Below are 20,955 nucleotides of genomic sequence, written 5' to 3' on the forward strand. Positions count from 1 at the left end.
CGGGGCACGGTCCGTAGGGGGGCTGGAGGTGGCCATCCTCGCGGGGCTTCAGGCCCCCGGCGGCGCGTAACCCTAAGGGCACGTCCAGGCGCCGCTGCGGCGGTTGAACAGCTCGCCACCGAAGAAGAGGGCGTTGCCGTCGTTTGCCAGGGCCCAGGACGCTGCGTCGCGCGCTATGACGGCCTGCCTGCGCCATGTAGCACCCTCGCGGGCGAACAAGGCGATGTGCCACCCGGGCGCCGTACTCCCCGTGCCTGCGCATGTGAGGTCTGCACCAGTGATGTGGAACTCTGCCGGCAACGAGTTGGGTGCGTTCAGGGCTTCGACGGCCAGCGTGGCGCCATCGTTGGAGAGCGCCAAGGCGCTGTACCGCGATGCCGCAATGTCCAGGAAATTCACGATGCCCACGGGCAGCCGCGCTTGCTCGCTCCACGTCCCGCCTCCGCTTTGCGCGTAAACATGCAGGTATGGTGGTGCGAAGCTCTCGCTGCGGGTGATGGCGCCGCTGTTCAACGCCAGGGTGCTGCCATCGCCCGACAGGGCCAGGGCCGTTCCCACGACGCTGCCTCCCGGCGCCAGATGGCTTTGGGGTGCCCAGGTCGTGCCGGTGCGCACGTAGGTGAAAACAGCGTTGGGGGTGTTAGTGGCAGCGCCATAGATCCCCGTGACGGCCAGCAGGTTGCCGTTGGCCGACAGTGCCAGCTTGCCGGGGACGGAGGCCAACTGGCAGGGCTGGGGGCATGCGGCAGGCGTCTGGGTCGATGTAATCGTGGCTTGCAGGCCCCAGGTTGCGCCGCCGCGGTGGTAGATCTGTATCTTGTCGTCTTCAGCCCCCGCCAGGGTGGTGCCGTCCGAAGACAGCGCGATCCGGGACGCGCGCGTGGGGAACTCGGCTTGCTGCTGCCATGGCTGGTCGATGGCCGTGCGCGCGAACACCAACAAGGTGCTTGTCGAACCGCTGGCACCGCGCAGGACCAAAGTCAGGCCGTCCTGGGATATGGGATCGAAATTGCTCGCTGATGATTTGAGGGGCGCACGCCCCGATGGGAATTCATGGCTGATGCTTTTGGGAATGTCCAGCGCCTTCGCTGCGGTGAAGGCTCCACAGCCATCGGTGTTGCAAGCCCGCAGACGGAAGGTGGCGTTGATGAAGTCAGGCAGCCGGGCGAGATTCAGGTAGCCGAACTGTCGTTGAGTCGTGGAGTAGAAACTGAGGCCTTGCGCCTCGCCCATCTGCACTTCCGTTTGAGGCCCTGGGCCATCCGTGTCGGCAAAGAGCTCATAGCGGGTGGCGCCCGGCGTGGCGCTCCACGAAAAACTCAGGGCCCCACCGTTCTCAAAGTTCTCGGGGGCGGCCAGCGCGCCGGTGACGGGAGGCTGGCCTGGCTCTGCGGAGCCTGAGCCGCCACCGCAGCCTGCCAAGGCCAGTGCGGCACAGCTCAAGGCCAGTGCGGCTCGCAAGGTCGGCAAGGCACGTCGGGCCCATTGGTGGGCAGCTTCGGGTGCAAAAGTCATTGTGTTGTGATGCATGGGTGCTTTTTCAGGAAGCGGTAAACGGTGCTCGCGTACCTGTGGTGGTACTTTGCAGCGATGATTCAAATCGTCCCCATGTGTTCTTCCCACATGCCTGGTTGGACTGGGCACCTTCGACAACAAGTGCCATGAAAATGATAGCTGCCAGTGCCAAGTGAGTAGGCGCAGTAGCACCATTTGATACAAATGATCAGCTCGCGCGCCGGTTCACCAGCACGATCCCCGCCGCTACCAGCACCAGCGCCGCCACCAGTCCGGGCGTCACGGGCTCGCCCAGCCACCAGGTGCCAAACAGCAGCGCGAACACGGGCGTGAGGAACACGAACACCGAGATCTTCGTGGCCGGGTAGTGCGCCAGCATCCACATCCAGGCCAGATAGCTCACGAATGCACCCACGAGTGCCTGCACCAGCAGCGAACCCCAGGCGAAGGTGCTGAACTGCAAGGTCCAGCTTTCGCCCAGGGCCAGCGACAGCCAGGGCAGTGCGGCGGCGCTCACGCCCACCTGGTAGAGCAGCTGCTTGGCGGGCGCCACGCGCGCGAGCGGCGTGGTGCGGATCACCACCGTGGTCAGCGCCCACATCAGGCCCGCGGCCAGGCCCAGCAGGTCGCCCAGCCAGGCACGGGGCAGGGCGGCGTTGGCGGGGCCCAGCAGACCGTCGCCCAGCGCCAGCCCCACGCCCACAAAGGCAGCGGCCAGTCCCAGCCACTGCCAGCCCTGCAGGCGCTCACCGGGGATGAAGCGCGGCAGCAGCAGGGCCACCCAGAACGGGGCGGCATAGAGGAACACCGTGAGGCGCGACGCCGTGGTGTACTGCAGCCCCAGGTAGATGCAGGCAAATTCTCCTGCGAACAGCGCCCCGGCGAGCAGGCCCGCGCGCGGTGCCCCGGCCGGCTCGGCCGCGCCCGACAGCGGCACGCCGCGCCACGCGCACCAGGCGGCGACCGCCACGGTGGCCAGCACGAAGCGCAGAAAGGCCTGGTACACGGGAGCCACCTCGCCCACGGTGGCTTTCACCAGCACCTGCTGGAAGCCCCAGAACATGCAGCAGGCCAGCAGCAGGGCGATGGCCAGGGAATCGATGTGGGTTTTGCGGGGAGAAGACATCGGTCGATTATCAAAGACCCTTGCCCGGCGGCCCGTCGCCCATGCATCCAGGCGCCCCGGAGCGCGGGCGGAAGGCTTCACGGCCCCTCGCGACCCTGGCGGCCATTGGCCCGGTTTCCGATGAAGGCACGGGCTCCCCAGGGAGGGGCGCGGCGCCACGCGCGAGGCGCCGCGCGTTTCCCCTTGTGTTCCCGCGCAGGGCGCCCGGGGAGCGCGAACAGGTTCTTACACGGGCCCACGGTACACTTTGCGCCTTCTGAAACCCGTTCCCGAGCGTCTTTTCCACCCTCATTCATGGCCCTTACGACGGCGGCGCAGTCCCGCACCAGCTTTGACCTCAAGAGCGCCTCTTTGCCCGTGGTGGCCGTGGTGCTCAAGACCACCGACGCCGCGCTGTTTGCCGCCGACCTGGCCGAGCGCGTGGCCGACGCCCCGGGCTTCTTCGACAATGACCCGGTGCTGATCGATCTGGCCCCTGTGCGCGAAGCGCAGGAACCCATCGATTTCGCGGCCATCACGGCCTTGCTGCGCAGCCACAGCACCCTGCCCGTGGCGGTCCGCGGCGGCAGCCCTGCCCAGATGGATGCCGCGCGCGCGGCCGGGCTGGCCGCGGCGCCCGATGCACCGCCCGTTCGCGCCGAGGCCCCTGCCACCCCGGTGCAGGAAGTGGTGCGCGAGGTGATCCGCGAGGTCGAGGTCGAAGTGGTGCGCGAAGTGCCCATGCCGGGCCCCGGCACCGTGGTGGTGGACAAGCCCCTGCGCTCGGGCCAGCAGGTGTATGCCCGTGGCGCCGACCTGGTGGTGATGGCCGTGGTGAGCTTTGGCGCCGAGGTGATCGCCGACGGCAACATCCACGTCTATGCCCCGCTGCGCGGCCGCGCGATTGCCGGTGCGCGCGGCAACACCGAAGCGCGCATCTTTTCGACCTGCCTGGAGCCCCAGCTGGTGTCCATCGCGGGCATCTACCGCACCACCGAGACCGAGTTGCCCGCCGATGTGCGCGGCAAGCCGGCCCAGGTCCGGCTCGACGGCGAGAAGCTCATCATCGAAGCTCTCAAGTGAAACACCCCCCTATGTCGCTTCGCTCCTTCCCCCCGCTCTCGCAGCGCTGCGCGCAGCGGGCAGGGGGACGCTCCCAGCGCGGCGGGGCGGCCCTTGCGCGGGAGCCCTGGTGTGGGCCACGCCCGTGTCAAGCGTCGCCCCGGTGCATGCACCACGAAAATTGATACTTCATTCATCATCCAACCCCTCAAGAGACCCCAACACATGGCCAAAATCGTCGTCGTGACCTCCGGCAAGGGTGGCGTGGGCAAGACCACCACCAGTGCCAGCTTTGCCACCGGCCTCGCCCTGCGCGGCCACAAGACCGCCGTGATCGACTTTGATGTCGGCCTGCGCAACCTGGACCTCATCATGGGCTGCGAACGCCGCGTGGTGTACGACCTCATCAACGTGATCCAGGGCGAGGCCAACCTGAACCAGGCCCTCATCAAGGACAAGCAGTGCGACAACCTGTTCGTGCTGGCCGCCAGCCAGACGCGCGACAAGGACGCGCTCACGCAGGACGGCGTCGAGAAAGTGCTCAAGGACCTGGCCGCGATGGACTTCGAGTACATCGTCTGCGACTCGCCCGCCGGCATTGAAAGCGGCGCGCTGATGGCCATGCACTTCGCCGACGAGGCGCTGCTGGTGACGAACCCCGAGGTGTCGTCGGTGCGCGACTCGGACCGCATCCTGGGCATGCTGGGCAGCAAGACCAAGCGCGCGATCGAAGGCGGCGAGCCGATCAAGGAGCACCTGCTCATCACGCGCTACAACCCCAGCCGCGTGCAGGACGGCCAGATGCTGAGCCTGGAAGACATCCAGGACATCCTGCGCATCAAGCTGATCGGCGTGATCCCCGAGTCGGAAGTGGTGCTGCAGTCGTCCAACCAGGGCACGCCCGCGATCCACGCCAAGGACTCGGATGTGTCCGAGGCCTACAAGGATGTGATCGACCGCTTCCTGGGCGCCACCGACAAGCCGCTGCGTTTCATCGACGCGGAAAAGCCAGGCTTCTTCAAACGCCTGTTCGGGAGCAAATAAGCCATGGCTTCTTTCCTGTCCTTCCTGCTCGGCGAGAAGAAGAAAACCGCCAGCGTCGCCAAGGAGCGGCTGCAGATCATCCTGGCGCACGAGCGCAACGGCCGCAATGCCTCGGAGCCCGACTACCTGCCCGCGCTGCAGCGCGAACTGGTGGCGGTGATCTCCAAGTACGTGAAGATCAACCCCGACGACCTCAAGGTGCACCTGGAGCGCCAGGACAACCTGGAAGTTCTGGAAGTCAAGATCGAGCTGCCCGACACCGTGCGCTGAGGTCCTGCATCCAAGCCAAATTGGCCCCTGGCGCTTATCTGGTAAGCGCTGGCAGCTATCAAAATTGATGAACCCGGTGGGGCTTGGCTAGCGCGCGTGTTTCGCCCACTTGCCGGCCAGCGCCTGCGCGATGCTCAGCCCGCGCTGCCCGGGCACCAGCGTGGCGGTCTCTCCGGCGGCGATGGTGCCGGGCTGGTCCACCGCCAGGTAGTAGCCGCAGCATCCGGCCAGGGCCATGGTGCGGCCCGCCTGCGCAAACCCCATGACGGCGTTGAACTTGAAGCATGGCTCGCGCGGGGCGCTCACCCGCAGCACGCAGTGGGGGAAATGCCATTCGTCGCCCACAAACACCTCCGCTTCCAGCGGCCCGTCGATGGTGAGGTTCTCCCCCATGAAACCCGGCGGCAAGGTTTCATCGAACAGGCTCACGCCGCGTTCGCGGCGCTGTGCCTGCCAGAACGCGTAGTGGGCGGCGGGGTAGGCGTATATGGCCTTGCCCAGGCCACCGTGCACGCTCGGGTCTGCCTGCTCGTCCCCTGCCAGACCCAGCGGGCCCACGGCCACCGGGCCGGTGACGGGCGCCTTGCCGATGGCGGTGAGCACCGAGCGTTCGCCCACCTTCAGGCGCCGGGCCAGGCCGATGTTCACGTGGCGCACGGCCACGGTGGGGGTCGTCACAGCGGGTGCTCGGTGTAGAACTTGCCCCCGTGGTACAGCAGGGGCGAGATGCCTTCGCGGTGCTCGCAGCGTTCGACCTCGCCCACAAAGATGGTGTGGTCGCCCTCCTTGTACTGGCTGCGGTTGAAGCATTCGAATGTGGCAGCCGCCCCGGCCAGCAACGGGGCGCCGCTGATGCCGGGCCGGTGTTCCAGGCCTGCCCAGCGGTCGATGCCGCGCGTGGCAAAACGCTCGGCCAGCGCCTTCTGGTCCGCGGCCAGCACGTGGATGGCGTAGTGCGAGCCATCGGCAAAGGTGGGCAGGGTGCTGGCGCCGTGCGACAGGCTCCACAGCACCAGCGGGGGTGCCAGCGACACCGAATTGAAGGAACTGGCCGTGAGCCCCACCAGGTCACCCGCAGCCGTGCGGGCCGTGACGATGGTCACGCCCGTGGCAAACATGCCCAGTGCATCGCGAAACTCGCGTGTGGAGAAGCTCGGTGGCAGGGCGAGGGCGGGGCGGGGGGGCGAAGGGTTCACAAAAGCGGTGCCAGCGGTGGCAGCAGGGGGGAGCAACTATTATCAGGCGCCACCCACCACCGCGCTGTTGCGGGGTTTACTTCCGTAAGACTTGCGCAAATCGGGATGCAACCACCACCTGGCGTGGGGGCGAGCTACCTGCCTGAACCCTGTTTTGCGTAAGTCATTCCTGTTCCGTTTTCCACCGCATGGCCGTTCTTCCTACCTTCACCGCCCTGGGCTCCGGCCCCACCGTGCTCATGCTGCACGACGCCGATGGCGACCACCTCACCTTTGCCCCCCAGGTGGAAACGCTGGCCACGGTCGGCTACCGCGCCGTGGCCTGGAACATGCCGGGCTATGGCCGCAGCGCGCCCGTGGAGCCCTACACCTTCAAGGCGCTGGCGCAGAGCTGCCTGGCCCTGATCGACGCCCTGCGGGGTGGCCCGGTCACGCTGGTGGGGCACGGCATGGGCGCCATGGTGGCGCTGGAGGCCGCCGTGCGCGGCCCATCGCAGGTGCGGCGCCTCGTGCTGTGCGCGGGCGGGCCGGCGCTCGATGCGCAGGCGGTGGAAGACTGGGTGGCGCCCCGGCTGCGCGCCCTGAAAGCGCTGGATGGCGGTGGCGGCATGGAGGCGCTGGCGCAGACGCTGGTGCCCCAGTTCATCGGCACCGGCGCCTTGCCCGAAGGGGTGCGGCTGGCCAGCCATGCGCTGGCCCAGGTGTACCCGGGGGCCTACCGGCGCGCGCTGGAGGCCTTGCCCACGTTTGATCGCGGGGCTGCCGCGCTGGCCCACCTGGCCATGCCCACGCTGCTGGTGGGGGGCGCGCTGGACCGCTGCACACCCCCCGCGGCCCTGGAGGCGCTGGCCCAGGTGCTGCCCGATGCGCAGACCCTGGTGCTGCCCCATGTCGGGCACTGGCCCCAGCTGGAGGACCCCGAGGGTTTCGATGCCGCGCTGCTGGACTTTCTGGCGCAGCGGCGGGTGCTGCACTGAGCTTGCCCCACCCCGCAGGGCCGATGGTTCGGCCGTCCAAGCGGTCCATTTTTTCCCCCGCCATGCCCTGGCGCCGCCGGGCGGGCTCGTGCAGGCCTGATTGCTCCTTCCCTTTCTCCTTCTGTTGCCATGTGGTTTGCCCTGAAGAAAATACTGTCTGCGCTGCTGTTGCCCCCGGTGTCCAGCATCCTGCTGGCGCTGGTGGGGCTGTGGATCGCGCGCTACCACCGCCGCACGGGCATCACGGTGGTGGTGCTGTCGCTGCTGTCGGTGCTGGTGCTGTCCTGGCCACCGGTGTCGGATGTGCTGGTGCGCAGCCTGGAGCACCATCCCGTGGTGACCGCCAAGCAGTTGTCCCAAGCGCGCACCCAGGCCATCGTGGTGCTGGGGGGCGGGGCCGACACCGTGGCCCCCGAGTACGGTGTGGATGTGCTCAGCCGGGGCGCCCGCGAGCGGGTGCGCTACGCCGTGCACCTGCAGCAGCAGGCGGGCTTGCCGATCCTGGCGACGGGCGGCTCCACCGGCGGCATGCGGGCCGAGTCGCTGGTCATGAAGGACGTGGTGGAGCGCGAGTTCAAAGGGCGGGTGCGCTGGACGGAGGTGGAGTCGCTCGACACCCGCAGCAATGCCGAAAAATCCGCCATCCTGCTCAAGGCCGCCGGTATCGAGCGCATTGCCCTGGTCACCCACGGCTGGCACATGGTGCGCGCGGCCGGGGCCTTCGAGCGCGCGGGGCTGCAGGTGCTGCCCGCGCCCATGGGCTTCAAGGGCGGGCAGGCCCGCAAGCTGTACCGGGTGTTGCCGCGCGCCTCCGCGCTGGCCGACAGCAGCCTGGCGCTGCACGAATGGCTGGGGATTCTGGTGCAGCGGATGGGGCTGGGCTCCTGACACGACGTTGTCAGCAGCCCGGCAATAGCCTCGTGTGCACCATTCTTGAGAGGGAGCTGCCCATGATGCAGGCCAATGCCGCCGGCACAGCGAAGTGGAAAGGCGCGCCGGGCGCCGGCGCCCCAGCCATGGGAGACGCCGCGCACGCCCCGGTGCCGGATGGATCTGCGGGCCGCCAGAGCCTGGCGAACCTGACGGCGCTCGGGCAGGCGGATACAGTCTCCCTCGTTGCAATGCCCACAGTGGGGTGACATGGGTTTTTCTGCCGCTGAAAAAGAGCAAATGCTGGCCCTGCACGGCGTGGGGGCCACCGTGATTGCGCGCCTGGAGCAGGTCGGGTTTTCGGCGCTGGCCGAACTGGTCGACGCGGATGTGGCCGCGGTGACCAGAACCATCTCGGAGATGATGAGGTCCACCTGCTGGCACAACAGCCCCCAGGCGCGCGGTGCCATTGGCGCCATCGTGGCGCTGGCCCGGAGCCGGCAGCCCTAGCTGTTCTCGCCGGCGGCCCGGCCCCTGTGGCGAAAGCCACACCCACCGCGACCGCAGCAGCCTCACCCTGGGCCGTGCCGGCACGGCGTTGTGGTTAGTTACGCCAGCAAGAAGTCCGGCGCCGCAGCCAGCGCCTGCGCGTCGGCCTGCACCGCCCCCGGCGGCCCGCCCTTGCCCCAGAGCGCGCCGCCCCAGGCCATCGACAGGAACCGGGCGCACAGCTCCACGGAGTCGATCATGGGCTGGGCCTTGGCGCGGTCGCCGCTGGTGGTGATGAGCGCCAGGGTCTTCGCGCCCATGGGCTCCTTGAAGGCCAGGCCGGGCACGCGCATCCAGGCGCTCCAGTGGTCCAGGTAGGTCTTGAGCGGCGAGGGAATGCTGTACCAGTAGACCGGCGCCACGAACACGATGTGCGTGGCCGCCAGCGTGGCGTCCAGCAGCGTCTTCATGTCGCCTTCGGGCGGCGCATAGGTGCCCGAGGTGTGGCGCTGGTCCACGAAGGGCGGCAGGTCCATCCGGGCCAGGTGGTGCCAGGTTTGCGCGGTGCCCGGGGGCAGCGCGGCGGCCGCCTGGCGCGCGAGCCACTCGGTGTTGCCGGTGTGGCCCGGCTCGCGGGTGGACGTGGTGAGAAAGAGGTAGTGCGGTGCAGGCATGGACGGGATCGTAACGGCCCCGGCCCGTGTCTGCTGGCAGTGGCTTCAGGCCGTGGCGACGGCCCGGGGCGCGCGCACGCGCTCGTCGCCCAGGAAGCCGAAGTTCATCGCGGGCTGTTCGCCGCTGATGAGCTCGGCCAGCGCCTTGCCCGAGCCCGCGCCGTGCGTCCAGCCCAGCGTGCCGTGGCCCGCATTCACCCACAGCTTGCCCACGCGGGTCTGCCCGATGAAAGGGATGTTGGTGGGCGTGGCCGGGCGCAGGCCGGTCCAGTACTGCGGGTCGCCGCCTTCTTCGGGCGTGCGGGTGTCGCACACGCCGGGCAGGATGGCCTCGATGCGGCGCGACAGCATGTGGCAGCGCGCGCGGGCCAGTGTGCTGTCCAGCGTCAGGTCCCAGCCGTTGAGTTCGATGGTGCCCGCCACGCGCAGGTGGTTGCCCAGGCGGCTCATGGCGATCTTCTTGCCGTCGTCGATGGTGGAGACCATGGGCGCGCCCTCGGGCTTGAGCAGCGGGAACGTGGCGCTGTAGCCCTTGCCGGGGTAGATGGGCAGGTCCACGCCCACGGTGCGCAGCAGCGGTGCGCTGTAGGAGCCGCAGGCCACGACCACGGCGTCGGCCTTCAGGATGAAGTCTTTTTTGCCCCCACCGCTGGACTGGCGTGCCATGACAGCTACCGAATCAATAGCGTTGCCGATCTTGTTCAGGCGCAGCACGTCGTGGCCATAGAGGAACTGCGCGCCGCGCGCCATGCAGCGGCGGGCGAGTTCCTGCGTGAACACGCGCGCGTCGCCGCTCTCGTCGGTGCTGGTGTAGGTGCCGCCGGTGATCTTGTCGCCGTAGGCCTTGAACGCGGGCTCGATCTGCAGCAGTTCGTCGCGGCTCACCAGGCGCCGTTGCACGCCGTGCTTGCGCATGAGCTCCACCGCATGGCCCGCGGCGTCGAAGGACTTCTGGTCGGTGTAGAAGTGGGCGATGCCGCGTTCGAGCCGGTTGTACTCAATGCCCGTGGTGGTCACAAGGTCCTTGAGCGCGGCATGGCTGTAGGCGCCCAGCGCCACGATCTGCTGCACGTTGCGCTCGAATGCCGCGTCGTTGCACTGCGCCAGGAACTGCAGGCCCCAGCGCCATTGCTGCCAGTCCATCTGGGGGCGGAACAGCAGCGGCGCCTCTTTGTCGAACATCCACTTGAGCGCCTTGAGCGGTGCCTCGCGGTTGGCCCAGGGCTCGCAGTAGCTCACCGAGATCTGCGCCGCGTTGGCAAAGCTGGTTTCGAGCGCCGCATCGGGCTGGCGGTCGACCACGATGACCTCGTGGCCGCGTTCGAGCAGGTGCCACGCGGTGCTGGTGCCGATGATGCCTGCGCCGAGAACAATGGTTTTCATATGCGGAATGCCTTGTGAGCCTTTGCGTGCCACCCGCCCCAGTGCGGGACACGATGGGGCGCAGTGTGCGCGACATTGCATTCAACTAAAAGCAAAATTAAACTTACTCCAAAAACATCAGCGCACCTAATAAACGGTGCGGTAGAGACAACCCTCTTTTGTTCGAGCCCGAGACCATGAGCACCTACGATCCCGCCGCCCTGGAATGCCTTGCCGCCATCGTTGAAGAGGGCGGCTTCGAGCGCGCTGCGCAGCGCCTGAACGTCACACAGTCGGCCGTCTCACAGCGCCTGCGCGCGCTGGAGGCGCAGGTGGGCTCGGTGCTCATCGTGCGCAGCCGTCCGCTGCGGCCCACCTCGGCGGGGCAGTTGCTGCTCAAGCACACCAAGCAGCTGCGACTGCTGCGCGCCGACCTGGAGCGCGACCTGCACGAACTCGCGCCCAGCGCCCCCGGCGGCACGCGCGAGGACGAACGCATCTCGATCGCCATCAATGCCGACAGCATCGCCACCTGGGCCATGGGCGCGCTGCACGACCTGGTGCGCCAGCGCCTGCCGCTCGAAATCATCGTGGACGACCAGGACTTCACCCAGGAATGGCTGCGCTCCGGCCAGGTGCTGGGCTGCGTGACCACGCTCAAGCAGGCCCTGCGCGGCTGCAAGATGGTGCCTCTGGGCGCCATGCACTACGTGGCGGTGGCGTCCGCGCCCTATGCGCAGCAGCACCTGCCCCAGGGTCTCACGCCGCACAACTTCCGCGAAGTGCCGTTCCTGTCGTTCAACCGCAAGGACGACATGGCCGCCGAATTCGTGGCCCGTGCCTTCGGCCTCAAGCGCGTGGCGCTCAACCACCTGTTCGTGCCCGGGTCGGAGGCGCAGATGCGCGCCGTGGCCGCAGGCTGGGCGGTGGGCGTGGTGCCCGAGCTGCTGGCGCGCGGGCCCATCGCCGACGGCAGCATGGTGGACCTGGCGCCCGGCCGCAGGCTGCCGATCCAGCTGTACTGGCACTGCTGGAACCTGGAGTCGGCGGTGCTGGACGCGCTCACGGCCGCGCTCACGGCCACGGCCGCCCGCACGCTCGAGGCGCCGGCGGCCTAGCCGGGGCGGCGGCTGCGTTCAGTGCGGCCGGCCCACCACGAGATGGCACGAGGCCATGGGCGCCAGCGTCTGCCCCACCGTGCATCGGGTCTCATCACCCGGGCCCTGGATGCGGTGCGCGGCGGTCACGCTCACGGCGGTGATCCGCTGGGGGCGGTCCGTGGTGTTGCGCACCTCGTAGGCGTGCAGGTAGTCGGCGAATGCACGTTCCAAGTCGGGGTGGTCGGGAATGTCGGCCACGCCCCCCGCCGGGTTGTCCAGCGGGACATCGCTGGAGGGCACCGCGATCGCCTGTCCGCCCCACGGCATGCACAGCAGCGCCGCGCAGGCCAGCAGCCCCGGCACGATGGCGCGGACCACGCCGTGTCCCGCGTGGCGCAGCAGGTGGCGGGCCGCGGCGGCCAGGAGCAGCACCAGCACCAGCAGCCCCCATTGCGACAGCGTGGGCACGGCGGCCGGGGCCGCCAGCGGGGCATAGGCCACCGCGCCCACGGGCGCGCCCTGGGCCCAGGCGGCGGGGGCTGCAGCGGCGGCGGCCCACAGCAGGGCGATGCGTGGGGCGGTTGCGGGGTGACGGGAGGGATGGTTTTTTTGCATGAAATTGCCTTGTAGCGCTTGTTTTAAAAGGGTGAGTAGCTATTGTTTTGGGAGTGACGCGCGAGCCCTGCGACGGGACCCGGGCCGCCGTCGGTCAAGGCCAAGCCCACGCTGCGCCGGTTGGTTGGCCGCGAAAAGGGCGGCGGCGATGCCGCGGACAAGGAACATGGTGGCGCGCACGGAGAAGAAGCGGAGGAGGGCTGCCGCGCATGCTAGGCAGCATTCACGGCGCGGCTTGACTGTGCGTTTCAGGGCGCTTGACTGCCCGTGCCGCCGAGGGATCGGCAAAAGCGGGTGCTACACCCTCAAGCCGCGCAGCCAGTCCGCGTATTCGGCGGTGGTCTGCCCGCTGGCGCCGTCCGGGCCCTTGCGGGGCGCTTGACAGCCGCGCCCCATGGCACGCACGTCGCTGGGCGTGAGGCCAAAGGTCGTGCGAAAGGCGCGGCTGAAATGCGCCTCGCTGGTGAACCCGGCGCGCGTGGCGATCTCGCCCACCCGCAGCCGGCGGTTGGCCGGGTTGGCCAGCGCGTGGAACGCCCGGGCCAGGCGCTGCTGCTGCACGTAGTGCGCCACGCCGCCCAGCGGCTCGAACAGCCGGTACAGCATGCTGCGCGAGACGCCGAACGTGCGGCTCAGCAGCTCGGGGCTGAGCGGGGCCCCCAGGTGCTGCGCGATGTATTGCTGGATGCGTCCGAGGGTGACACCCTGGATCTGTGGTTCCGCCTGGGCGAGGGTGTCGCGGCCCGGGCGCAGGCAGGCCGCCAGCATCTGCGTGGTGGCCTGCACCACGGCGGGCGCCTCGGGGAGGGTGACGGTGGGCAGCCGCCGATGCAGCGACTGCAGGTAGTCGCTGAGCAGCCCGCCCAGCGCCGTGTGGCCGCGCAGCACCGTGCCGTGCAGGTCGGCCGAGGGGCTGCAAAAGGCCTCGTCGGCGATCTCGCGGGGCACGACGATGGACAGGACGTGCGAGGGGCTGGCGTAGGTGCGCTGCGTGCGGCCGAGGTCGAACACGGTGATGTCGCCCGCGCGCACCTGCATGTCCACGCCGTCGTCGTGCTGGCCCACGAACCCGCCGCTGCGGTACCACTGCACCAGGTAGTGGTTGACCCCGTCGCGCGCCACGCGCGGCGTACCGCGCGAGAACTGCTGCCGGCCAAAGCGCAGGTCGCCCACCAGCAGGGCGCCCAGGTGGCTGGCGGTGACCGATGCACTGAAGCTCTCCAGCGGATCGCGGTCCAGCGGCGCGACATCGAAGACCACCGAAATGCTGCTGCGCCAGGCCTCGAAGCGCTCTTCGCCGGAACCCTGGTCGGTGGTGAAAACTGTCGATGGCAGGGCGTGCGGCGTGGACATGGCGGCGCGATTATGGGGGCGGGTGCTGCAGTGCACCAGCGCAGATTGCCCGCCCTCGCGCCCAGGCCCGCGGCACGATTCCTGCTGGAGAAAACGTGAACGACGTAGTTGCATTGCAACTTGGTCATTTATTTTTTTACTGTGATGTATAAAATGGACGCCATGCAAACGCAGCCCCCCAAAGCCTCGTTCAAGGAGCAGATGCACCAGGCGCGCGAGGATGCCATCCTCCAGTCCACCTGCCAGCTCCTGGGCGAAAAGGCCTTCGACGCCATGACCATGGACGATGTGGCCAACGCCGTGGGCATTGCCAAGGCCAGCCTGTACAAGCACTTTTGCAGCAAGGAAGAGCTGTGCAGCGCCGCCATGGTGCAGATCCTGGCGCGGGTGCGGGCCTATCTGGCGGACCTGCCCGCCGAAACGCCACCCCTCGAAAAGCTCCATGCGCTGGTGCGCTGGTCGCTGGAGCGCCTGCTGAGCAATGAAATGCCGCTGCTGCCCAGCCGCAACTCCACGCTGCGCGCGGTGCTCATGGCCAACAAGGACTATCTCAACGGCCTGGTGGCGGTGAGCGACCAGATCGGCGAATGGATCACCCAGGCCCAGGCCGAGGGCGTGATCAACCCCACGCTGCCACCGCTGGTGGTGCTGTACACCTTGTATGCGCGGGCCTGTGACCCGGTGGTGAGCTTCCTCAAGGAAGGCGGCCAGTATTCGGATGCGCAGATCGTGGATCTGGTGGTGCGCACCTGTTTCGACGGGCTGGCTGCGCGGTAGCGGCAGCCCGTTCCGGCGTTTCGCACCTCGCAAGAAAGCCCGGCATGCCGGGCTTTCTTGTCTTGTGGGCGAAAAACCCTGCCGAGGCAGGGCGCGGCCTGCGCCGGGCGGCGGGGCTCAGCGCACGAGCAGCACGGGCACCTTGCTGTGGGCCAGCACCTGCGTGGTGACCGAACCCATGACCAGGGTGGCCAGGGCCCCGTGGCCGTGGGAGCCCATCACCAGCAGGTCGAACTTGCCGCTGTCGGCCACCTTGGCGATGTTCTCGCCCACCGTGCCGACCTTGACGCTGCGCTTGGCCTCCACACCGTGGCGCGCGAGAAACTTGCACACGGGCGCCAGGATTTTCTCGGCTTCTTCGGCGTGGTAGTTCTCCACGACTTCCTTGCCCAGGGCCGCGCGGGCACGCGCGGGCAGCGGGGCCTGCACGGTGAGCACCGTGTACTGGTGGTTGCCCCCCAGCAGTTCTTCGTGGGTGGCCAGGTAAGCCAGCATTTTCTTGGTGTAGGCGCTGCCGTCGACAGCAAGCAGGATGTTCATGGTGTTCTCCGAAAAGGAATGGGTCAGACTAACGTGCGCGGACTTCTGTTGTCTTGACCTGGGTCATGTTTTTTCCTCTGCACTGCGGGGCGGCAGGGCCCCGTGCACCGATCATAAGGTGATGCAGCACTGCGCCTGGAACGCCGCCTGCTCGCCCTTGCGCGCATAACCCAGCGGATTGGCCACGACGCGGCACTGCCACGGCGTGCCGTCCTCGCGCAGGCCCCGTGCCGTGTAGTCGCTCGGGGCATGCAGGTGCCCGTGCAGCCACAGCTGCGCGCGGGGCAGCAGGGCGTCCAGCGCGTTGCAGAAGCCCGCCGTGCCCGGCACCATGCCGTAGCGCGGGTCGGCACTGCGCAGGCTGGGCGCGAAGTGCGTGGCCACGACCGTGGGCCCGTCGAACGGGACCGCGAGCGCGTCGGCCAGCCACTGCTGGCAGGCCAGGGCCTGGTCGCGCACGGCCTCCGCGAGGAATGGCTGCGCATGGCGGGTGCCGCCCGTCTTGCGCAGATAGAAATTCGCCGCCCGGAAAGCCTTGTCGCGCAGCTTCAGGCGCCTCGCCAGGTCGGTGGTGCCTTCGTGGTCCGCCAAAGCGTCGAAATCGCTCCAGAGCGTGGTGCCCACGAAGCGGACACCTTGAAGAGTGACCACCTCCCGCTCCAGCCAGGTGATCCCCAGCCGTTCGCAGGTCCTGCGCAGCCGCTGGTGGGCCGCATCGAAATCCTGCGCGTCGTATTCGTGGTTGCCGGGCACGAAGAGCACCGGCGTGGGCCAGCCCGCGTACGGGGCCAGGGGCGAGAACCGGGCGAGGCCGAAGTCATCGTCCTGCAGCAGCGAGCCCTGCTGGTAGGAGCCCACGTCCCCCGCAAGCACCAGCACATCGGCGCCGGGGGCCGGTTCGGGGATGAAATGGGGGTGCGCCTCAAGGTGCAGATCGGACAGCAGCTGGATGTTCATGGAGCGCGCAGTCTACGGGCTCGGGGTGGGACGGGGCGAATCGAATGCCGTGGCGGCACCCCGAAATGCGCCAGATCCCGCCGCAAGGCACTGCCGCGGCAGGCCGCGCTGGGGTGGGTGGGGGATGCCCGCGCCCGGGCCTCACGGTTCGGGAAAGGTGCGGCGCGCCGAGCGCGCCAGGGCGTGCAGCAGCCAGGTCATCGCCGCCTGCTGCGGGCCGCGGCGGCGCCACAGGGCATCGACGTGCACGGGCGGGACGTCCAGCGGCAGGGCCCGTTGCACCAGCGCGTCGGAGATGCCCGTGACGGGCACGAAGTGGCGCGGCAGCACCGTCAGCAGGTCCGAACCCGACACCACGCGCCCGGCGGTGAAGAACTGGTTGACCGTGATCACCACCTTGCGCTCGCGGCCCAGGGAGGCCAGCGCCTCGTCGATGAAACCGAAGGGGCGGCCGGAAAAGCTCACCAGCATGTGCCGGGCAGCGCAATAGGCGTCCAGGGTGAGCGGCGCGTCCGCCAGCGGGTGGCCCTGGCGCATCACGCACACGTATTCCCCGTCGTAGAGGCGGCGGCTCTCGAACGCGACCGCCCCGCCCGACTGCGCGCGTGCCGTGAGGTCCGCCAGCACGGCCGGAAAGTAGCCCACCGCCATGTCGGCGGCTTCCTCGTCGAGCAGGCGCCGGGGGTCGCGGGTGGTCAGGGGCAGCACCCGGATCGAGATGCCGGGGGCCTCGCGCTCGATGATCTCCACGAGGGCGGGAACCAGCGTGGCCGCCGTGGCATCGGCCATGGCCAGCACAAAGGTGGACTCGGCCGTGGCGGGCTCGAAGCGCCCCGGCGCCAGGGAGTCCTGCAGATGGGCCAGGGCCTCGCGCACGGGGGGCCACAGCGCCAAGGCGCGGGGCGTGGGCTCAACCCCCTGGCCGCTGCGCACCACCAGTTCATCCCCCAGTACGTCGCGCAGCCGGCGCATGGCATTGCTCACGGCGGGCTGGGTGATGGACAGCTTGTGCGCCGCGCGCGTGAGGCTGCGCTCGGCCATCACCTCGTCGAAGACGCGCAACAGATTCAGGTCCAGCGAGCGGAAGTTCAAGGGTGTCATGGCCATTCATCACCATTATGAATATCAATGATTCAAAATATAAACTTGAACATGCAAAGGGTAAACCCTAGTATTGCCCCATCGCCCGGCAATCTCGCCACAAGCGTTAGAAAAGGGAAACCGAAATGACCAGCTTTGCACACGTTGACTACCCCACTGAACACCCCGGCGTGGTCCGCGCCGAAAACGCCGCCGCCGCTCTGAAGAGCGTGGCCGCCAACTTTGACGGCGCCCGTGGCGCCGCCACCCTGCTGCTCGCGGCCGTCGTGTCGGCACTGCTGGTCGTGGCCAACCAGGTGATCGACACCTGGAGCGAAGGCCACCTGCTGGCCGCGTGGATGGTGCTGTGGCTGGTGGCGTTCGCCGCCCTGGCCCTGCTGACCGCCCCGGCACGCCGTGCTGGCGCCGCTCTGCGCGTGGCAGGCCGCGCCTGGGCGGAAAACCGCCGCCGCGCCGCGGACGACGAGCGCACCTGGCAAGTCGCCATGAAGGATCCCCGCATCATGGCTGAACTGAACCATGCAATGGGCATCCCCACGGTGAACGATATCCGCACGTACTACTGAGACCGCGCTGCGCGGCCGGCGCGGCCGTCCCGATCCCCTTGAAGCCGTGGCGAATGCTCGCCACGGCTTTTTTCATGGGCCGGCTGTCCTGCGCCTGGCCTGTTTCCCCCTGGCGCCGGCCCATGAAAAAACCGCCCGTTCGGCAGAAGGGGCGGTTTCTCGGACTGGGAAGAACAGGGTTTTATGCAGCCAGGCGTTTTTCCAGCAGGGCCTTGGTGTCCAGCAGGGCCGTGGGCAGGTGGTAGGCCAGTTGCTCGAAGTGGGCATCGTGCAGCTTGAACTCATCGGCCCAGGCCGCCTTGTCGATGCTGGTCACGGCGTCGAACTTCTGGGCGCTGAAATCCAGGCCCGTCCAGTTGATCTCGGCGTACTGGGGCGCCACGCCGAACATGGTTTCCTGGCCTTGGGCCTGGCCTTCGATGCGGTCGATCATCCACTTGAGCACGCGCATGTTGTCGCCGTAGCCGGGCCAGACGAACTTGCCGGCCTCGTCCTTGCGGAACCAGTTCACGCAGAAGACCTTGGGCACGGCCTTGCCGGTGGCGGCGATCTTGCCTTCCATGTTCAGCCAGTGCTGGAAGTAGTCGCTCATGTTGTAGCCGCAGAACGGCAGCATGGCGAAGGGGTCGCGGCGCACCACGCCCTGGGCCCCGAAGGCGGCGGCGGTGGTCTCGGAGCCCATGGTGGCGGCCATGTACACGCCCTCCGTCCAGGTGCGGGCTTCCGTCACCAGCGGCACGGTGGTGGAGCGGCGGCCGCCGAAGATGAAGGCGTCGATCGCCACGCCGTTGGCGTCGTCCCACTGCGCATCGAGCGCCGGGTTGTTGGTGGCGGCCACCGTGAAGCGCGAGTTGGGGTGGGCCGCCTTGGCGCCGGTTTCCTTGGCGATCTGGGGCGTCCAGTCCTTGCCTTGCCAGTCGATCAGGTGGTCCGGGAGCTTGCCGGTGTCCTTTTCCATGCCTTCCCACCACACGTCGCCGTCGTCGGTCAGGGCCACGTTGGTGAAGATCACGTCCTTGTCCAGGCTCTTCATGCAGTTGGGGTTGGTGTGCATGTTCGTGCCGGGGGCCACGCCAAAGTAGCCGGCTTCAGGGTTGATGGCATACATCTTGCCGTCGGCATGGGGCTTGATCCAGGCGATGTCGTCACCGATGGTGGTGACCTTCCAGCCGGCAAAGCCTGCTTCGGGCGGCACCAGCATCGAGAAGTTGGTCTTGCCGCAGGCGCTGGGGAAGGCGGCGGCCACGTGGTACTTCTTGCCGGCGGGGTTGGTCACGCCCAGGATGAGCATGTGCTCGGCCAGCCAGCCCTGGTCGCGGCCCATGGTCGACGCGATGCGCAGGGCCAGGCACTTCTTGCCCAGCAGCGCGTTGCCGCCGTAGCCCGAGCCGTACGACCAGATCTCGCGCGTCTCGGGGTAGTGCACGATGTACTTGACCTTGGGATTGCAGGGCCAGCTGGTCGTGTCCTTTTCACCTTCGGCCAGGGGGGCGCCCACGGTGTGCATGCAGGGCACGAACTCTCCTTCCACGCCCAGCACGTCGTACACGGCCTTGCCCATGCGGGTCATGAGGCGCTGGTTCACGGCCACGTAGGCGCTGTCGGTCAGCTCCACGCCGATGTGGGCGATGTGGCTGCCCAGGGGGCCCATGCTGAAAGGCACCACGTACATGGTGCGGCCCTTCATGCAGCCGTCGAACAGGGGCTGCAGCGTGGCCCGCATCTCTGCGGGTGCCATCCAGTTGTTGGTGGGGCCTGCGTCTTCCTTGGCGGCCGAGCAGATGTAGGTGCGGTCTTCCACGCGGGCCACGTCCGATGGGTCGGACCAGGCCAGGAAGCTGCCGGGGCGCTTGGCGGGGTTGAGCTTCTTGAAGGTGCCGGCGTCGACCAGCTGCTGGCACAGGCGGTCGTACTCTTCCTTGCTGCCGTCGCACCAATAGATGGTGTCGGGCTTGCACAGGGCGGCCATGTCGGCCACCCAGGCGAGCAGCCGGGCGTTCTTGACGTAAGCGGGGGCGTTGAGATTCAGGCCCTGCATGGTGGGTGCGTTCATCGGGAGCTTCCTAAGTTGAAAAACAGTTTTTTCAAAGGAAGCGGACCCGGTGGATCGCGGCAAGGCCTGGCGCAGTTGCGATGCTGAGCGCTGCCTTTGAAAAAACGGCTTTCGTGCTCAGTCGGCGGGCGGGAGCGTGGATCAGCCCCACGGGGTGGAGGCTATTTCCACGGATTCCGCGGGTCGGCTGGGGTGTCAATTTTATGAATCTGCCGACCGCTTGTCTGTCAGACTGGGGCTAAAACCATGCAAAAGATGCATGAGGTTATGCATCACAATCCGCCCAGTCCCGCTCTGTCCCGCCCTTCAGGTGCAGGGCTGGCCTGTCTGGCCGACCTGCCACCGCGCATGGCCCGCCTTGCGCAACTCGCACGCCGGGCAGGTGCCGCAGCCGTAGCCCCAGGCATGCAGCGTGTCGCGCACCCCGTGGTAGCAGGTGTGCGACTCGGTGATGATGAGATCCACCAGCGCGTCGCCGCCCAGGGTGCGGGCCAGCTCCCAGGTGGCGGCCTTGTCCAGCCACATGAGCGGCGTCTCGAACGTGAAGCGCTGCCCCATGCCCAGCGACACGGCGACCTGCAGCGCCTTGAGCGTGTCGTCGCGGCAGTCGGGGTAGCCCGAGAAGTCGGTTTCGCACATGCCGCCCACCAGCGTGTGCAGCCCGCGCCGGTAGCCCACGGCGGCGGCCAGGTTGAAGAACAGCAGGTTGCGCCCCGGCACGAAGGTGTTGGGCAGGCCGGCGGCGGTCATCTGGATCTCGGCGTCGCTGGTCAGCGCCGTGTCGCTGATGCGGCCCAGCACGGCCAGGTCGATCATGTGGTCGTCGCCGAGCCGGTCCCGCCATGGCCCGAAGCGGGACCGCAGGGCCGCCAGCACTGCCTGCCGGGCCTGCAGCTCCACATGGTGGCGCTGGCCGTAGTCGAAGCCGATGGTTTCCACGCGCTCGAACTGCGTGAGCGCCCAGGCCAGGCAGGTGGTGGAGTCCTGGCCACCGGAAAAAAGGACGAGGGCGTGTCCGGGTCTCATGGGGTCTCCTGGTGACGGGGGTGGTGCAAGGCGAAAAAAAGCCCCGCGCAGCGGGGCTTGTGGCGGTGCCAGGGCAATCGATCAGGCCATGTACACGGCGATGAAGGCCAGCAGGAACATCATGATGCCGCCGACCACGGGCAGCACCACGGGAATCACGTGAACCACGTTTTCCACAGGATCGTGCGGGAGCGATTCGGGGGCGTGCGTAGTGTGGTGGTCGGACATGGTGTGGGCTCCAGATGCTTAAAACTTGCGCAATTCTAGCCGCGCCGGCGTGCACGGGGCTGAAAACCCCGCGCC

The 20,955-nt window shown here is 68.1% G+C and carries 23 protein-coding genes; 9 read left to right on the top strand and 14 right to left on the bottom strand.

Going from position 1 to position 20,955, the window contains the following annotated elements; translation table 11 throughout:
- Positions 1-72 precede the first annotated feature (72 nt).
- The gene (locus tag KW843_RS17895; protein ID WP_218296506.1) at positions 73-1,599 is read right to left on the bottom strand and encodes a hypothetical protein; all 1,527 of its coding nucleotides are present in this window, start codon (positions 1,597-1,599) and stop codon (positions 73-75) included.
- Positions 1,600-1,723: 124 nt separating this feature from the next.
- Positions 1,724-2,641, bottom strand: coding sequence for a DMT family transporter (locus KW843_RS17900; protein ID WP_218296507.1), 918 nt, complete (start codon positions 2,639-2,641; stop codon positions 1,724-1,726).
- 294 nt (positions 2,642-2,935) lie between these two features.
- On the opposite strand from KW843_RS17900, the gene minC reads away from it, so the two are divergent.
- From minC to minE, 3 genes are all read left to right on the top strand, one after another.
- Positions 2,936-3,703: a septum site-determining protein MinC gene (gene minC, locus KW843_RS17905; protein WP_218296508.1), complete on the top strand. Its 768-nt coding sequence runs from the start codon at positions 2,936-2,938 to the stop codon at positions 3,701-3,703.
- A 204-nt stretch (positions 3,704-3,907) separates the two neighbouring features.
- Positions 3,908-4,726 carry a septum site-determining protein MinD gene (gene minD, locus KW843_RS17910; RefSeq protein WP_218296509.1) on the top strand — a complete coding sequence of 273 codons (819 nt, stop codon included), beginning with the start codon at positions 3,908-3,910 and terminating at the stop codon, positions 4,724-4,726.
- A 3-nt stretch (positions 4,727-4,729) separates the two neighbouring features.
- Positions 4,730-4,996, top strand: a complete 267-nt coding sequence (minE, locus tag KW843_RS17915; RefSeq protein WP_015011987.1) for a cell division topological specificity factor MinE — start codon at positions 4,730-4,732, stop codon at positions 4,994-4,996.
- An 87-nt stretch (positions 4,997-5,083) separates the two neighbouring features.
- On the opposite strand, the gene KW843_RS17920 is transcribed toward minE, so the two are convergent.
- Positions 5,084-5,674 carry an MOSC domain-containing protein gene (locus KW843_RS17920; RefSeq protein WP_218296510.1) on the bottom strand — a complete coding sequence of 197 codons (591 nt, stop codon included), beginning with the start codon at positions 5,672-5,674 and terminating at the stop codon, positions 5,084-5,086.
- On the bottom strand, positions 5,671-6,192 hold the full coding sequence (locus KW843_RS17925; protein ID WP_029414219.1) for a flavin reductase family protein: 522 nt from the start codon (positions 6,190-6,192) through the stop codon (positions 5,671-5,673). Before KW843_RS17925 ends, KW843_RS17920 begins: the two co-directional genes overlap by 4 nt.
- Positions 6,193-6,380: 188 nt before the next feature.
- Here KW843_RS17925 and KW843_RS17930 point away from each other — a divergent pair, with 188 nt between their 5' ends.
- From KW843_RS17930 to KW843_RS17940, 3 genes are all read left to right on the top strand, one after another.
- On the top strand, positions 6,381-7,169 hold the full coding sequence (locus KW843_RS17930) for an alpha/beta fold hydrolase (RefSeq protein ID WP_218296511.1): 789 nt from the start codon (positions 6,381-6,383) through the stop codon (positions 7,167-7,169).
- Between the two features lie 129 nt (positions 7,170-7,298).
- Positions 7,299-8,057 (top strand): YdcF family protein, encoded by a 759-nt coding sequence (locus KW843_RS17935; RefSeq protein ID WP_218296512.1) that lies wholly within the window; start codon positions 7,299-7,301, stop codon positions 8,055-8,057.
- Positions 8,058-8,339: 282 nt separating this feature from the next.
- On the top strand, positions 8,340-8,549 hold the full coding sequence (locus tag KW843_RS17940; RefSeq protein ID WP_218296513.1) for a helix-hairpin-helix domain-containing protein: 210 nt from the start codon (positions 8,340-8,342) through the stop codon (positions 8,547-8,549).
- A 98-nt stretch (positions 8,550-8,647) separates the two neighbouring features.
- Here KW843_RS17940 and KW843_RS17945 read toward each other — a convergent pair whose 3' ends face one another.
- The gene (locus tag KW843_RS17945) at positions 8,648-9,202 is read right to left on the bottom strand and encodes a flavodoxin family protein (protein ID WP_218296514.1); all 555 of its coding nucleotides are present in this window, start codon (positions 9,200-9,202) and stop codon (positions 8,648-8,650) included.
- A gap of 45 nt (positions 9,203-9,247) precedes the next feature.
- Complete coding sequence (locus tag KW843_RS17950; protein WP_218296515.1) at positions 9,248-10,585, bottom strand: D-amino acid dehydrogenase; 1,338 nt, start codon at positions 10,583-10,585, stop codon at positions 9,248-9,250.
- Positions 10,586-10,761: 176 nt separating this feature from the next.
- On the opposite strand from KW843_RS17950, the gene KW843_RS17955 reads away from it, so the two are divergent.
- Positions 10,762-11,682, top strand: a complete 921-nt coding sequence (locus KW843_RS17955) for a LysR family transcriptional regulator ArgP (protein WP_218296516.1) — start codon at positions 10,762-10,764, stop codon at positions 11,680-11,682.
- 18 nt (positions 11,683-11,700) lie between these two features.
- Here the strand turns inward: KW843_RS17955 and KW843_RS17960 are convergent, their stop codons facing one another.
- Positions 11,701-12,279, bottom strand: coding sequence for a midcut-by-XrtH protein (locus KW843_RS17960; protein ID WP_218296517.1), 579 nt, complete (start codon positions 12,277-12,279; stop codon positions 11,701-11,703).
- Positions 12,280-12,576: 297 nt separating this feature from the next.
- A complete protein-coding gene (locus KW843_RS17965; RefSeq protein WP_218296518.1) occupies positions 12,577-13,632 on the bottom strand; it encodes a helix-turn-helix domain-containing protein in 1,056 nt (351 codons plus the stop codon).
- Positions 13,633-13,785: 153 nt separating this feature from the next.
- Between KW843_RS17965 and KW843_RS17970 the strand changes: the two genes are divergently transcribed.
- Positions 13,786-14,409 carry a TetR/AcrR family transcriptional regulator gene (locus KW843_RS17970; RefSeq protein WP_218296519.1) on the top strand — a complete coding sequence of 208 codons (624 nt, stop codon included), beginning with the start codon at positions 13,786-13,788 and terminating at the stop codon, positions 14,407-14,409.
- A 117-nt stretch (positions 14,410-14,526) separates the two neighbouring features.
- Here KW843_RS17970 and KW843_RS17975 read toward each other — a convergent pair whose 3' ends face one another.
- From KW843_RS17975 to KW843_RS17985, 3 genes are all read right to left on the bottom strand, one after another.
- Positions 14,527-14,949: a universal stress protein gene (locus KW843_RS17975; protein ID WP_218296520.1), complete on the bottom strand. Its 423-nt coding sequence runs from the start codon at positions 14,947-14,949 to the stop codon at positions 14,527-14,529.
- Between the two features lie 111 nt (positions 14,950-15,060).
- On the bottom strand, positions 15,061-15,906 hold the full coding sequence (locus KW843_RS17980; RefSeq protein ID WP_218296521.1) for a metallophosphoesterase: 846 nt from the start codon (positions 15,904-15,906) through the stop codon (positions 15,061-15,063).
- Between the two features lie 141 nt (positions 15,907-16,047).
- On the bottom strand, positions 16,048-17,007 hold the full coding sequence (locus KW843_RS17985; RefSeq protein ID WP_218296522.1) for a LysR family transcriptional regulator: 960 nt from the start codon (positions 17,005-17,007) through the stop codon (positions 16,048-16,050).
- Positions 17,008-17,132: 125 nt separating this feature from the next.
- On the opposite strand from KW843_RS17985, the gene KW843_RS17990 reads away from it, so the two are divergent.
- Positions 17,133-17,573 (top strand): hypothetical protein, encoded by a 441-nt coding sequence (locus KW843_RS17990; RefSeq protein ID WP_218296523.1) that lies wholly within the window; start codon positions 17,133-17,135, stop codon positions 17,571-17,573.
- Positions 17,574-17,754: 181 nt separating this feature from the next.
- Here KW843_RS17990 and KW843_RS17995 read toward each other — a convergent pair whose 3' ends face one another.
- The 3 genes from KW843_RS17995 to KW843_RS18005 form a co-directional block, all read right to left on the bottom strand.
- Positions 17,755-19,626: a phosphoenolpyruvate carboxykinase (GTP) gene (locus tag KW843_RS17995; RefSeq protein ID WP_218296524.1), complete on the bottom strand. Its 1,872-nt coding sequence runs from the start codon at positions 19,624-19,626 to the stop codon at positions 17,755-17,757.
- Positions 19,627-19,932: 306 nt separating this feature from the next.
- Positions 19,933-20,652: a 7-cyano-7-deazaguanine synthase QueC gene (queC, locus tag KW843_RS18000; RefSeq protein ID WP_218296525.1), complete on the bottom strand. Its 720-nt coding sequence runs from the start codon at positions 20,650-20,652 to the stop codon at positions 19,933-19,935.
- Positions 20,653-20,733: 81 nt separating this feature from the next.
- The gene (locus tag KW843_RS18005; protein WP_218296526.1) at positions 20,734-20,880 is read right to left on the bottom strand and encodes a hypothetical protein; all 147 of its coding nucleotides are present in this window, start codon (positions 20,878-20,880) and stop codon (positions 20,734-20,736) included.
- Positions 20,881-20,955: the final 75 nt, after the last annotated feature.

This window comes from Acidovorax sp. sif1233, assembly GCF_019218755.1.
GTDB lineage: Bacteria > Pseudomonadota > Gammaproteobacteria > Burkholderiales > Burkholderiaceae_C > Acidovorax.

Excerpts from the sequence above, each read along its gene's own strand:
- KW843_RS17900 (WP_218296507.1), bottom strand. The coding sequence starts at position 2,641 with ATGTCTTCTCCCCGCAAAACCCACATCGATTCCCTGGCCATCGCCCTG.
- minC (WP_218296508.1), top strand. The coding sequence starts at position 2,936 with ATGGCCCTTACGACGGCGGCGCAGTCCCGCACCAGCTTTGACCTCAAG.
- minD (WP_218296509.1), top strand. The coding sequence starts at position 3,908 with ATGGCCAAAATCGTCGTCGTGACCTCCGGCAAGGGTGGCGTGGGCAAG.
- minE (WP_015011987.1), top strand. The coding sequence starts at position 4,730 with ATGGCTTCTTTCCTGTCCTTCCTGCTCGGCGAGAAGAAGAAAACCGCC.
- KW843_RS17930 (WP_218296511.1), top strand. The coding sequence starts at position 6,381 with ATGGCCGTTCTTCCTACCTTCACCGCCCTGGGCTCCGGCCCCACCGTG.
- KW843_RS17935 (WP_218296512.1), top strand. The coding sequence starts at position 7,299 with ATGTGGTTTGCCCTGAAGAAAATACTGTCTGCGCTGCTGTTGCCCCCG.
- KW843_RS17940 (WP_218296513.1), top strand. The coding sequence starts at position 8,340 with ATGCTGGCCCTGCACGGCGTGGGGGCCACCGTGATTGCGCGCCTGGAG.
- KW843_RS17945 (WP_218296514.1), bottom strand. The coding sequence starts at position 9,202 with ATGCCTGCACCGCACTACCTCTTTCTCACCACGTCCACCCGCGAGCCG.
- KW843_RS17950 (WP_218296515.1), bottom strand. The coding sequence starts at position 10,585 with ATGAAAACCATTGTTCTCGGCGCAGGCATCATCGGCACCAGCACCGCG.
- KW843_RS17955 (WP_218296516.1), top strand. The coding sequence starts at position 10,762 with ATGAGCACCTACGATCCCGCCGCCCTGGAATGCCTTGCCGCCATCGTT.
- KW843_RS17960 (WP_218296517.1), bottom strand. The coding sequence starts at position 12,279 with ATGCAAAAAAACCATCCCTCCCGTCACCCCGCAACCGCCCCACGCATC.
- KW843_RS17965 (WP_218296518.1), bottom strand. The coding sequence starts at position 13,632 with ATGTCCACGCCGCACGCCCTGCCATCGACAGTTTTCACCACCGACCAG.
- KW843_RS17970 (WP_218296519.1), top strand. The coding sequence starts at position 13,786 with ATGGACGCCATGCAAACGCAGCCCCCCAAAGCCTCGTTCAAGGAGCAG.
- KW843_RS17975 (WP_218296520.1), bottom strand. The coding sequence starts at position 14,949 with ATGAACATCCTGCTTGCTGTCGACGGCAGCGCCTACACCAAGAAAATG.
- KW843_RS17980 (WP_218296521.1), bottom strand. The coding sequence starts at position 15,906 with ATGAACATCCAGCTGCTGTCCGATCTGCACCTTGAGGCGCACCCCCAT.
- KW843_RS17985 (WP_218296522.1), bottom strand. The coding sequence starts at position 17,007 with ATGACACCCTTGAACTTCCGCTCGCTGGACCTGAATCTGTTGCGCGTC.
- KW843_RS17990 (WP_218296523.1), top strand. The coding sequence starts at position 17,133 with ATGACCAGCTTTGCACACGTTGACTACCCCACTGAACACCCCGGCGTG.
- KW843_RS17995 (WP_218296524.1), bottom strand. The coding sequence starts at position 19,626 with ATGAACGCACCCACCATGCAGGGCCTGAATCTCAACGCCCCCGCTTAC.
- queC (WP_218296525.1), bottom strand. The coding sequence starts at position 20,652 with ATGAGACCCGGACACGCCCTCGTCCTTTTTTCCGGTGGCCAGGACTCC.
- KW843_RS18005 (WP_218296526.1), bottom strand. The coding sequence starts at position 20,880 with ATGTCCGACCACCACACTACGCACGCCCCCGAATCGCTCCCGCACGAT.